This window comes from Pseudomonas sp. GM84 (assembly GCF_000282535.1).
In the GTDB taxonomy this organism is placed as follows: Bacteria; Pseudomonadota; Gammaproteobacteria; order Pseudomonadales; family Pseudomonadaceae; genus Aquipseudomonas.
The window spans coordinates 1-13479 of record NZ_AKJC01000167.1; the positions used below are offsets into that span (position 1 = coordinate 1).

The 13479-nt window shown below is 64.2% G+C and carries 4 protein-coding genes; all 4 read right to left on the minus strand.

Going from position 1 to position 13479, the window contains the following annotated elements; translation table 11 throughout:
• Positions 1-131: 131 nt before the first annotated feature.
• The 4 genes from PMI38_RS14145 to PMI38_RS14160 all read right to left on the minus strand — a co-directional run bounded on the left by PMI38_RS14145 (position 132) and on the right by PMI38_RS14160 (position 13446).
• Positions 132-1484, minus strand: a complete 1353-nt coding sequence (locus tag PMI38_RS14145) for an aminotransferase class I/II-fold pyridoxal phosphate-dependent enzyme (protein WP_008095099.1) — start codon at positions 1482-1484, stop codon at positions 132-134.
• A 9-nt stretch (positions 1485-1493) separates the two neighbouring features.
• Positions 1494-8996, minus strand: a complete 7503-nt coding sequence (locus tag PMI38_RS14150) for a type I polyketide synthase (RefSeq protein ID WP_043273637.1) — start codon at positions 8994-8996, stop codon at positions 1494-1496.
• Positions 8997-9306: 310 nt separating this feature from the next.
• A complete protein-coding gene (locus PMI38_RS14155) occupies positions 9307-11319 on the minus strand; it encodes a polysaccharide biosynthesis protein (protein WP_008095103.1) in 2013 nt (670 codons plus the stop codon).
• Between the two features lie 126 nt (positions 11320-11445).
• Positions 11446-13446, minus strand: coding sequence for a polysaccharide biosynthesis protein (locus tag PMI38_RS14160; protein WP_008095104.1), 2001 nt, complete (start codon positions 13444-13446; stop codon positions 11446-11448).
• Between the last annotated feature and the right edge of the window lie 33 nt (positions 13447-13479).

A 13479-nucleotide genomic window follows, 5' to 3' on the forward strand; every position in this document is an offset into this window, starting at 1 on the left:
AAGCGGACAACCATGGCCTGACAGACTGCGGCACGTTGCAACAAATGTAGGAGCGAGCTTGCTCGCGATGCGCCGCGCGGGCGGCGCTCGATCTTGAGAACGCTACAAACCTGTCGCCAGGCGCATGGGCCTCAGCCGAGCCGCGCCATCTCCTCGGCCACCACGGCCACCGTATGCCGTATCTGCTCTTCAGTGTGTTCACACGACACAAAGAACCGCACCCGCGCCGACTGCTCCGGCACCGCCGGGTACAGAATCGGCTGCGCATTGATCCCTCGCTCGAACAACGCGCTGGACAACCGTCCGGCCTTGAACGAACTGCCGGTAATCACCGGAATCACCGCCAACCCTGTGCTGGTTGCAGTATCCAACCCCGCTTCACGCGCCAGGCGCAGGAACAACTGCCCCCGCGCCTGCACCTTGGCCACCCGCTCGCAGTCCCCGGCCAGCAACTGCAGGGCCGCCAATGCTGACGCCGCCACCGCCGGCGGCATGCCGACGCTGTAGAGGAACCCGGGCGCCAGGAACTTGAGGTGTTCGATCAGCGCCGTGCTGCCCGCGATGTAGCCGCCGCAACTGGACAGGGTCTTGCTCAACGTCCCCATCCAGATATCCACATCATCCCCGGCCAAGCCGAAATGCTCGCCAATGCCCTTGCCGGTCGCGCCCATCACACCCAGCGAGTGTGCTTCGTCGACCATCAAGAACACTTTGTGCTTGTGCTTGAGTTCGACGAACCGTGGCAGCTCCGGGTAGTCGCCATCCATGCTGTAGATGCCTTCGACCACCACCAGCACCCGCTCGAAATGCTGGCGCTGCTCGCCCAGCAAGCGGTCGAGCGCCTGCCAGTCGTTGTGTGGAAAGCTCAGCCGGCGGGCACCGGACAGTTGGATACCTTGCAGCACGCTGTTATGGATCAGCTCGTCGTGCACCACCAGATCCCGCGGGCCGAACAGGTAGCCGATGGTGGTGACGTTGGTGGCATGGCCGCTGACCATCACCACCGCGTCATCCACCCCGTACAACCGGGCCAGCTCACGCTCGAGCTCGCGGTGCAGCGGGCGGTCGCCCGATACCGGGCGGCTGGCCGACACCGAGGTGCCATAGCGGTCGATGGCTGCCTTGGCCGCCTCGGCCACTTGCGGGTGGCCGGAATAGCCCAGGTAGTTGTAGCTGGCGAAGTTCAGGTACTCGCGCTCGCCAATTCGGGTCGAGGCACCGGCAGTGCCTTCGTGCAGGCGAAAGAACGGGTTGCTCAACCCAAGCCGCGCAGCGCCTTGCTGCATGACCCGCAGTTGCTGGTAGCCGGGGTGCTGGTCGAAGCGATAGAACGCCTCCGGCACCTGCAATGCAGCCTGCTGCGCCTGTTCCAGGGTCGCGCCCTGGGCCGCTTGCGCGGCGCCTTGGCTGCGCCGCGCCAGCGCTTGCTGGATCAGGCGTTGCTTGGTATCGCCCGCCAGGCCGGTTGGAGTTCTTGCAGTCATCGAAGGCTCTTAATCAATCAGACGGTTAGGCGCCACACTGGCATCGGCCAGCTCGGCGTTCAGCTCAGCCACCTGCTCGGCACTGAGTTCGCTGCCATGCCGGGCCAGCACGTTCTGCGCCAGCTGCTGTTCGCCGCTGCCTTCGTCGCCGCGCAGCAGTTCCAGCAGGCGCACACTGAGCTTGTCGATGCTGGAGCTTTCACTGAGCTCCATGACCGGCAGACGAACGCCGAAACGCTCTTCCAGGGCGACCACCAGTTCCACGCTCATCAACGAGTCGAGGCCCAGTTCCTGCAACGGGCGCTGGGTGTCCAGGCGTGCAGGCGGCAGGCGCAGAATCTCGCAGACCTCGTGCTTGAGCATCTCGACGAAACGCTCAAGCAACGCAGCGTCGTCCAGCTCGGCGAGCATGCGCTGGATGTCCTCACCGTCATTGTCATCGTCCTGGTCGCCACCGTGGGCGCGGGCCAGTTCGGTGAAGCGCGGCGTGTTGGCACTTGGCAGGAAGCGCGACAAGGCCTTGAAGTCCAGTTCGAGCACGCCGTGGCCGTTGTCTCCGTCGAGCAGCATGGCTTCGAGCTGTGCCAGCGCCGCTTCGGCACGCAGGGCGGCTCCGCCCATACGGCTTTGCAGGGCATCCTTGATCTGGCTGTTGCGGGCCAGGAAACCGACGTCGTCGATCGCCCCCCACAGCACCGCAGTTGCCGCCAGACCCTGGGCACGGCGGTGCCGCGCCAGGGCTTCGAGCCAGTGGTTGGCCGCCACGTAGTTGGCCTGGCCGGGGTTGCCGAACAGGGTGGTGGCCGAAGAGAACATCACGAAGAAGTCCAGCGCCAGGCCCTGGGTCAACTGGTGCAGGTATTGCGCGCCCTTGGCCTTGGGCTCCAGCACGCGGCGCAGTTGCTCGCCGTCGAGGTTGCGGATCAGGCTGTCGTCGATCACCGTCGCGGCATGCACCAGGCCACGCAGTGGCCACGGGCTGGCGGCGATGCGCTGGAACACACCGTGCAGTTGGCTTTCGTCGGTGATGTCACAGGCCACGGCCTGCACATCGAGGCCTTGGGCGTGCCACAGCGCCAGCTGCGGCTGCGCTTCGGTGCTGGCCGGGCCACGGCGGCCCAGCAGCACCAGGTGACGGGCACCCTTGTCGATCAGCCACTGCGCCGTGCGCAGGCCGAAGCCGCCAAGGCCGCCGGTGACCAGGTAAGTGGCGTCGGCCACGAGCTGCAGCGCACGCTGGGGCTGCTCGCGGGTGTCGACCGTCTGTTCGATGGGGTTGCCGTAGGTGACCACGACCTTGCCGATCTGCCGCGCCTGCTGCATGTAGCGGTAGGCTTCGACCACCTGGTTGGCGTCGAACTCGCGGAACGGCAGCGGGTGCAGGATGCCCTGCTCGAACAGCGCCATCATTTCGCCGAACAGCCGACGAGTGAGCTGCGGGCGTTCGCTCATCAGCTGGTCGGCGTCGATGCCGAAGTAGCTGATGTTGTTGCGGAACGGGCGCAGGCCGATGCGGGTGTTCTGGTAGAAATCGCGCTTGCCCAGTTCGAGGAAACGGCCGAACGGCTTGAGCACGCGGAAGTTGCGGTTGATCGCCTCGCCGGCCAGGGAGTTGAGCACCACATCCACACCCCGCCCGCCGGTTGCCGCCAGCACCTGGTCGGCGTAGGCCAGCGAACGCGAATCGTAGACATGGTTCACGCCCAGCAGGCGCAGGAAGTCGCGCTTTTCGTCGCTGCCTGCGGTGGCATGGATCTCGGCACCCAGCCACTTGGCGATCTGGATCGCGGCGATGCCGACGCCACCGGCGGCGCCGTGGATCAGCACCTTCTCGCCCGGTTCCAGGCGCGCCAGATGGTGCAGCGCGTAGTAGACCGTGAAGAACGTACTCGGGATGGTCGCCGCCGCTTCGAACGACATGCCGTCGGGGATTCGGGCCACGGCGTTGGCGTTGGTCACCAGGCGGTTGGCGAAGCTGCAGGGGCCAAAGCCCACCACGCGATCGCCCGGGGCGAAGTCGCCCAGCACCTCGGCGCCTTTGCCTTGCACCACGCCTGCGAATTCGAAGCCCAGGGTCGGGCCGGAGAAACCATTTTCGATGGCTTCGTCGGACAGCAAGCCGAGGGCGAACATCACGTCGCGGAAGTTCAGCCCGGTGGCGCGCACGGCGATGTCCAGCTCGTCGGCCGCAGGCACGCGAGGCTCGCGCACTTCCCAACGCAGGTTGCGCAGCTGGCCTGGCAGGTCGAAGCCCAGGCACACCCAGTGCTCGGCCGTAGCGCCGTGCTTGGCATCGCTGCCCAGCACGCGCAGACGCGGCACGTAGCGGCGGCCCGCGCCATCGAGCGCCAGCTCGGTTTCACCATCGGCATTGAGCAAGGCCGGCAACGCCAGCTCGACGGGCGCGTCAAAGGCCAGGTCGAGCAGGCGAATGCGGCAGTTCGGCGACTCGTTGGCCAAGGTGCGACCGAAGCCCCAGAAAGCGGCATCGGCAATCGCGTCGATGGCAGCAGCGGTGTCGGCGCCGTACAGGTGCTCGGCGGCACCGCGGCAGAGCAGCCAGCACTGCGGGGCCATGTTCAGGGACTCGCAAGCCTGCACCAGCGCCGCAGCCTGCAGGCAGCGCTCGGCCTGGCCATCGAGGCCGGCAGCGCTGTCGAAACCGGCCAGGTGCAGCACATGCTCCGGCGCCTGGCCCAATGCAGCCAGCTGGCTGGCCAGCGCCTGGGCATCACCGGGCAGCAACAGGCTGACCTGTTGGCCCGCTTCGCGCAGTTGCTCGGCAACGCGCTGGGCGGCGCCCTGCCCGGCTTCGGCCAGCACGGCCCAATGCTGCACGGCAGGCTCAGGGGAGGCACTCGCCGTCGTTGCCGGCTTGTCGGCCAGCAGCAGGTAGCTGCCGCAAGCGTTGCCCGGCAATGCATCGACCGTGCGCAATGCACTCAGGCCGTGGCGTTGCAGCTCATGGCTCCAGAACGCCGGGGCTTGCTGACGCGACAGCGCCTGCTCGGGGCCGGCCAGCCACCAATCGGCCTGGGCACCGAAGACAAAGTCGGCCCAGCGCGACGGGTACTGCCCCAGCAGCGCCAGTTGGCCATGGGGGTTGAGCTGCGCCGCCGCCTGGCGCAAGGCATCGCCGACTGCGGCCAGGGCGCCCAGGTCACTCGGCAGCAACACCCAGTCGAAGTGGCCGGCCTCGGCCAGTTGGGCGGGAGCCAGCACCGTCAGCGCCGGGCAATCGTCGCGCAGGCGCTGTTCGAGGTCTGGCTCGGCCACGCAGTACAGGTAGTCGATACGGTCGAAGTCCAGCCCGGCATACGACAATTCGGCAAACGACGCCCCGCCAAAGCCGAACTCCAGCACCCGCAGGCGCTGTCCGGCCGGCAACCGCGACAGACGCTCGGCCAGGGCCTGGCCGATACCGGCGAGCAGGCGCTGCTGGCCGGCCGCGCCGAGGACCAGGCGGGCCAGGCTGGCGGCACTGGATTCGCGTGGCAGCAGGCTGTCGAGCGCCTGGCTGCCGTCGAGCAGCGCCGGCAGGTGGCGACCGATGCGGCCCACCGAGTGAATGATCTGGAAGTACTCGGGGTAGCTCTGGAACAGCTCCTGCCAGATCGCCTCCGACGCCGGCCGCTCGCCACTGTCGGCCAGTTGCCAGCTGCCATCGGCGCCGCGCAGCAGGCTGCCATCCTGCTCGACCTGGCGCAGCAACGCCGCCAGGAAGTCGCCCTGGCCTTGCGACCACAGGGCGACCTGCTCGGCACTCAGGCGCCCCCCGGCCTGCTCGGCCAGGTCGAGCACGAAGCTTGCGCACAGCACGTCGAGCAGCGGCTCGACCTCGTTGAGGTAGCGCACTTGCGCCGGCTCGTCCGCCAGGCACTGCAGGGCGTTGGCCAGTGCCGTGGAGGCCACGGCATGGCGCTCGATCGGCACCACCGCGCCCGGCGCGGCCAGGCCGACGTGGCCCAGGCGTTTGATTTCGCCGTTGCGGTCGTACTGCAGGCGCACGGCGCGCAGGCGCGCCTCCTTGATCGCCAGCACGGCATCGCCGTTGCCATCGAACAAGGTCACGTCCACCAGCAACGAATGCTCGGTGCGCTTGAGTTGGCGCACCTCGGCCAACGCCGGCACACCACCGGCCTTGGTGAAGGCGATGCGGCCCAGCTTGACCGGGATGAACGCCAGCCCCGGGTTGCGGCCCGGACGCCTGGCCAACAGTTCGGTGATCAGCTGGAAGGCGCCGTCGAGCAAGGCCGGGTGCAGGTGCAGCTCGGCAAGCTCACCTTCGATAACAGCCGGCACCGCCAGTTGAGCCAGTACCCGATCGGCCTCCACCCAGGCCGCCGCTACCGTCTGGTAGGCCGGGCCGTAGTTGAGGCCGACCGCGCGGGTCAGGGCCAGGTGCTGCTCGGCGCTGAAGTCCGCCGCGCGCTGCGGCAAGGCCGGCGCACGGCCGCCCAGCATTACGCCGCAGGCTTCGCCAGGCAGGCGCGCGACCACGTGTTGCACCCAGTCTTCGCGCTGAGCCAGGGAACGCGAGGTGATGCGCAGGGTGCCGTCGGCCTCTTCGACCTGCACGCGCACCTTCTTGCTGCCCTCGCTGCCCAGCAGCAGCGGGTTGTGGATTTCCAGCTCCTCGATGTCGACGAATTCGCCGGGCTGATGCAGCTGCGCCACGGCCAGCGCCAGCTCGGTAAAGCCTGCGCCCGGGAACAGCACCGACTCGCCGACCTTGTGGTCGGCCAGGGTCGGGAACAGTTGCGTGTCCAGGCGGTTTTCCCAGGTCAGTGCATGACCCAGCAGCGGGTAACCCAGCAGCGGATGCACGCGCTCACGGCTGAGGGTACCGAGGGATTCGGCGCTGACCGGCAACTGGAAGTGGTCACGCTGCCAGGCGTAGTTCGGCAGGCTGACCGGACGCCCGCTGACCGGGAAACGTTGCGGCCACTGCGGTTCGGTGCCGGCAAGCAGCAGGCGCGCCACACTGCGTTCGAGCAACTGCAGACTGTGGTCGTGGCGCTTGAGAGTGCCGATCACCTGGCCAGGCTGTTCGCACTCAGCCAGCACGTCGTTCACGTAGCTGCGCAGGATCGGGTGCGGACCGATTTCGACGAACAGGTTCAGGCCGTTGCGTACCAATGCATCCAAGGCGCCCTGGAAAAGCACCGGGTAACGGATGTTCTGCCACCAGTAGTGGCTGTCCAGGCGCTCGCCGGCCAACTCGCCACCGACCACGGTGGAATAGAACGGAATCTGTGTGGCACCTGGTCGGATATGCGCCAGGTCGGCGATCACTGCCTGCTCGATAGCGTTCATCGCTGGCGAATGGAAGGCGTAGTCCAGGTCCAGGCGACGGGCAAAGACCTGGCGCTCGGCCAGGGCTTCTTCCAGCACGGTCAGGGCCTCGACCTCGCCGGCCACGGTCGCACCACGGGCGCTGTTTTCACCGGCCACGACCACACGGCCCGCCAGCTGCAGCGTCTCGATCAGCGCCGCAGTGGCCTCGCCGGACAAACCGACTGCCGTCATCTGGCCGGTGCCACGGGTCATGCCTTGCAGGCGGCTGCGGTGGTAGATGACCTGGGTCGCCTCTTCCAGGCTCAGGGCACCGCTGGCCCAGGCGGCGGCCACTTCACCCACGCTGTGGCCGACCACCGCGACCGGACGAATGCCTTCGGCCGCCAGCACACGGGTGACCGCCACTTGCAGGGCGAACAGCGCTGGCTGGGCGATTTCGGTACGGGCGTAGCGGCCTTCGCCGTTCTCGCCCAGCAACTCGGCGCGCAGCGAATAACCCGCCAGCGGCTGGAACAGCGCATCCACTTCTTCGACGGCAGCGGCGAACACGGGCTGGCCGAGCATTGCCTGCCCCATGCCTTGCCACTGCGAACCGTTGCCGGAATAGACGAACACCGGCCCGCTGGCCGCCTCCACAGCCTGGCCAGCTTCAAGCACCGCGCTCAGCTCGCTGAGCGTCGGGTCCTGGGCGTAGTCGTCCAGCGCCTGGGCCGCTTCGGCAGGCGTGTCGCAGACCAGCAGCAGGCGATGGGCATGGGCGTCGCGGCGGAACATGGACTGGTAGGCGACATCGTAGTAGTCGACCTCAGGATGCTCGGCCAGATAGGCGGCAAACCGCTCGGCCGTGGCACGCAGGCCCTGCTCGGTCTTGGCGCTGAGCAGCAGCGGCACCCGTGCGGCATTCGAATGTGCCGCGGCAGCCTGGGCTGGCTCCGGGCTTTGCAGGATCACGTGGGCGTTGGCGCCGCCAAAGCCGAACGAGTTGACGCCAACGGTCAACTGCCCTTCGCGCTTGAGCGCCAGCGGCTCGGTAACCACTTGCAGGTTGAGGTCGCCGAACGGGATATTCGGGTTGAGCGCCTTGACCCCGATGGTCGCCGGCACGGTGCGCTCGGCCAGGCAGTTGAGTGCCTTCATCAGGCCGGCCACGCCGGAGGCCGCCTCCAGGTGGCCAAGGTTGCTCTTGACCGAGCCGATCGGCAGCGGGTTGCCGGCGCCACGCGCCTGGCCCAGCGCTTCGCCGATGGCGCGCGTCTCGATCGGGTCACCCACCGAGGTACCGGTACCGTGGGCTTCCAGGTAATCCAGTTGTTCAGGTGCAATGCCGGCCTTGGCGTAGGCCTGCTTGAGCAGCGCCGCCTGGGCGTCGGCATTGGGCAGGGTCAGGCTGGACTTGCGCCCGTCGGTGTTCACCGCACTGGCCGCGACCACGGCGAGAATGGTGTTGCCATCGGCCAAGGCCTGGTCGTAATCCTTGAGCAGGAACAGACCACCGCCCTCGGAACGTGCATAGCCATCGCCGTTCTCGTCGAACGACTGGCACCGGCCCGTGCGCGAGAGCATGGTTGCCTTGGAGAAGATCATGAAGCCGAACGGGTGCATGTGCAGGCTGATGCCACCGGTCACGGCCTGGTCCACATCACCGCAGAGGATCGCCTGGCAGGCCTGGTGGAAGGCCACCAGCGAGGACGAGCAGGCAGTGTCGATGGCCATGCTCGGGCCACGCAGGTCGTAGAAGAACGACAGCCGGTTGGCGGCGATGCTCATGGTGTTGCCGGTGGCCGTGGCGCCGTCGATGGCCGCCATGTCATCGACCAGGCGGTAGGCCTGCTCGACACTGGCGATGCCCAGGTACACACCACAGTTGCTGCCACGCAGGCTGGACGGCTTGACCCCGGCGTTCTCGAAGGTTTCCCAGCACATTTCCAGGAGGATGCGCTGTTGCGGGTCCATCATCCCCGCCTCGCGCGGGGAGATATTGAAGAAGCCCGCATCGAATGCACTGACATCGCCCATGGAGCCCGACGCGAAGGTGTAGCTGGTGGCGGGGTTGGCCTTGTCCGGGTGCAGGAACTCGGCCTTTTCCCAACGCGAGGCGTCAACCTGGGTCACCAGGTCACGCCCCTCCATCAGGTTTTGCCAGAAGCTTGCAGCGGTAGAGCCAGGAAAACGGTACGAACAGCCAACGATTGCAACCTTTCTACGCTTAGTCAAAACCCATTCCTTTAACACTCATCGGCACGGTCCCATCCTGCGGACAGCCGGCATGCCTGGCCTTGCCATGAAACTGGCTGGTCGTTGTGTGTCGCTGATGATCGTTTGGTATCTGAAGCTGCTTTTGCACGCCGGTGCGGCTGGACTTGTGGTCGGTCGGGGCGTGGGTTCAGATTTAGTGACGGGATGATACGCGGGTTGGGGGGGTGGGAAAACCCTGGGGGTGGAGACCAAGTCTCCACTGGAGCAACAAATGACCAACTTCATGCCTGCGCCGCTCAAAAAAGCGAGCGCAGGCTGCATCAATTACTCAAGGTTCAAGGCGACGCTGTTGGTAGATCCAGTCGACGATCTCACCCTCAGGCGCATAACCGATCACCGTTTCGCGCAGCAGTTGCCGTACCCGCACGAAGTCGTCGCTGGACGCCGCAGCCAGCAACTGCTGTAAAGCATCCTTGAGCGAGTCCCATGGCAGGTAGTCTTCGTTGGCACTCATGATCATGGGGTGGCGTGTGGCGAGCACGTTGTCGCCGATCAGCAGCTCTTCGTAGAGTTTTTCGCCTGGGCGCAAACCTGTGAACTCGATGGTGATATCCCCCATCGGATTGCGCTCGTTTCGCACACTGAAGCCGGACAGGTGAATCATCTTCTCCGCCAGTTCGACAATACGCACCGGCTCACCCATGTCGAGTACGAACACGTCACCGCCCTTGCCCATCGAGCCGGCCTGAATCACCAGCTGAGCCGCTTCGGGAATGGTCATGAAATAACGCGTGATCTTCGGGTGGGTGACGGTCAGCGGCCCACCGGCCTTGATCTGCTTGTGGAACAGCGGGATCACCGACCCGGACGAGCCCAGCACGTTACCGAAGCGCACCATGGTGAAGCGGGTCTTGTTGACCTGCGACACGTTGCCACCATCGCCGAACAACACTGGCGCCAGTTCCTGGCTAAGGGCTTGCAGGGTCATCTCCGCCAGCCGCTTGGTACTGCCCATCACGTTGGTCGGTCGTACTGCCTTGTCGGTGGAAATCAGCACGAAGTTGGCAACGCCGGCCTGCAGGGCTGCCTGCGCCGTGTGCAAAGTACCGATGACGTTGTTCAGCAGCCCTTCGGCAATGTTGTGCTCGACCATTGGCACGTGCTTGTAGGCTGCCGCGTGATAGACGGTATCAACTCGCCAGGTTTTCATGATGTCGAGCATCTGCGACTGGTTGCGCACCGAGCCCAAGATCGGGATCAGACTGACCGACAACGACTCACGGGCGATACGCTGGTCCAGCTCCGAGAAGATGCTGTAAAGGTTGAACTCGCTGTGATCGAACAGCAGCAACGTTCTGGGCAACTGCCCAATCATCTGACGGCAGAGCTCGGAACCGATCGAGCCGCCCGCGCCGGTGACCAGCACCACCTGATCGACAATGCAACGCTCCAGCAGGTCGCTTTGTGCAGGCACGGCGTCACGGCCCAGCAAGTCGGCAATGTCGACCTCCTGGATGTCGTCGACCTTGACCTTGCCACTGGCCAGGTCCATGAAGCCAGGCACACTGCGCACATGCAGCGGGAAGCCTTCGAGGAACGTCAGGATCTCCCTTCGACGCGCACGGGTGGCAGACGGGATCGCCAGCAGAATCTCCTGGGCACCGGTCACTTCGATCAGCCGTTGCAGTTGATCGGGGTGATACACCTGCAAGCCTGCAATGACACGATCAGTGATACTGGCATCGTCATCAATGAACGCGACGGGACGCATGGCCTTGTCCATGCGCAGGGCGGCCACCAGCTGATTACCCGCAGCACCAGCGCCGTAGACAGCGACCTTCGGCAGGCCGTCTTCACGACTGGCAAATGGCACGTGCTGGACGGCAGCAGTGAACCAGTCGCCCAGGAAGTATTGACGCATGGCCAGACGCAACCCGCCAACCATGATCAAGCTTAACCACCAGTAATTGAAGGTGATCGACCGGGGTACGACGGCCTGGTGGCTGCCCACCCAATAGATGATGACACCAAGGATCAACGCCGAGAGGGTAACCGCCTTGATGATCGCGATCAGGGCGTCGTTGCCAAAGTACCTCATTACTGCCCGATAGAGCCCAAAACGTATGAACAACGGGATGGCCACAACTGGAGCACACAAGAACAGCCACGTATGCTCGAGCAACGGGTTGACCAGATCTTCTATCCCCAGCCTGACCACGAAGGCCATCCACAAAGCGCACCAAACCAGACCGACGTCAGTGACTACCTGCAGCAAGCGTTTCTGCCCGCGCGGCAGCTTCTGCAATCGTTCTCGAATGCTGTTGCCGACCCAGTTCCCCATAACGCCCCCATCTACCACATTATTGTTGTAACTCTAGACGCGGTATCCGGCGTTGATCCACGGGATCGTCTACACGCGAAAAGGGCTGCGTCCGTTGCATCATGTAGCAGCCAGTGCATTGGTATGTCAGGGTTTCAGACGACGTTGAAGATGCATGAAATCGACAATTTCACCCTGCGGGACATAGCCGGCCACGGTTTCACGCAGGATCTGCCGGATCGTCACGTAGTCATCCGTTTCGATCGCTGCGAGTAACGCCGTCAGCCTTTGCTTCATGATGTCCCAAGGCAAATAATCTTCTTGCGCACTCATGATCATCGGATGACGCGTGGCGATCACATCGTCACCAATCAGAAGTTCCTCATAGAGTTTCTCACCCGGTCGCAGGCCGCTGAATTCGATGGTGATATCGCCATGCGGGTTTCGTTCGGACCGCACACTGAGGCCAGACAGATGAATCATCTTCTCGGCGAGCTCGACAATTTTGACCGGCTCACCCATGTCCAGTACGAATACATCGCCGCCCTGCCCCATGGAACCGGCCTGGATCACCAGCTGGGCAGCCTCGGGAATCGTCATGAAGTAACGCGTGATCTTCGGGTGCGTGACCGTCACTGGGCCACCGGCTTGGATCTGCTTGTGGAACAACGGGATTACAGAACCTGAAGAACCCAGCACATTGCCGAACCGCACCATGGTAAACCGCGTGCGATTGACCCGAGACACATTACCTTCGTCTTCGCCAAAAAGCACAGGCGCCGCTTCGTGACTCAAGGCTTGCAGCGCGAGTTCGGCCAGGCGCTTGGTGCTACCCATCACGTTTGTCGGGCGTACGGCCTTGTCTGTCGAGATAAGAACAAAATTGGCAACACCTGCCTGCAATGCAGCCTGCGCCGTATTGAGGGTGCCGATGACATTGTTCAGCACACCCTCGGCAATATTGTGCTCGACCATCGGAACATGCTTGTAGGCAGCGGCGTGATACACCGTATCAACCTTCCAGCTGTGCAGCACATCCAGCAGCAACCTGGGATTACGCACCGAACCGAGAATTGGCAATAACCGCGTGGTCAAGCCTTCGCGCGTTATACGCTGCTCCAGCTCCGATTGAATGCTGTAGAGGTTGAACTCACTGTGCTCGAACATCAGCAAGGTCTTCGGCGACAGACTCATGATCTGCCTGCACAGCTCGGAGCCTATCGAGCCGCCTGCCCCGGTGACCAATACCGTCTGCCCTGTGATGCAGCGCTCCAGTAGATCTTCCTGTGCCGGCACTGCATCTCGGCCCAGCAAGTCGGCAATACCAACCTCCTGGATGTCATCCACCTTGACCCGGCCACTGGCCAGGTCCATGAACCCTGGGATACTGCGCACATGCAGCGGAAATGACTCAAGACAGGTCAGGATTTCCCGGCGCCGGGTCCTGCTGGCAGAAGGAATGGCCAACAGAATCTCATGCGCCCCGGTAACATCCAGCATTTTCTCGATATGCTCTGGCTTGTAGACCTGCAAGCCAGAGATCACCCTGTCAGCAATGCTGTCGTCATCGTCAATGAATGCCACCGGGCGCATCACCTTGCCCATCCGAAGCGCCGCCACGAGCTGGTTGCCGGCGGCACCCGCGCCGTAGACTGCAACCCGGGGCAGGCCGTCCTGCCGGCTGGCGAATGGCACATGTTGCGCCGCAGTGAACCAGTCGCCGAGAAAGTACTGACGCATCGCCAGGCGTAGCCCGCCCACCATGATCAGGCTAAGCCACCAGTAGTTGAAAATGACCGACCTTGGCACCAGGCGTTCATGGTTGCTGTACCAATACACCACAAGCCCCAATATCAACGCAGACAAGCTGACCGCCTTGATGATTGCGATCAGGGCTTCGTTGCCAAAGTAGCGCATGACCGCCCGGTACATGCCGAATCGAACGAACAGCGGAATGGAAACGGCAGGAGCCGCGACAAACAGCCATGCATGCTCAAGAACCGGGTTGGCCAGTTCATCGATACCCAGCCTGACCAGGAAAGCCAGCCACAGGGCTGCCCACACCAGCAGGATGTCTGCTACTACCTGAACAAGGCGCTTGTGACGCCTTGGCAATGCCAGCAACCAGGCGCGCAGTCTATTCGTCATGCTTGCTCTTCCATGCCATTTCTCCACAAAGCC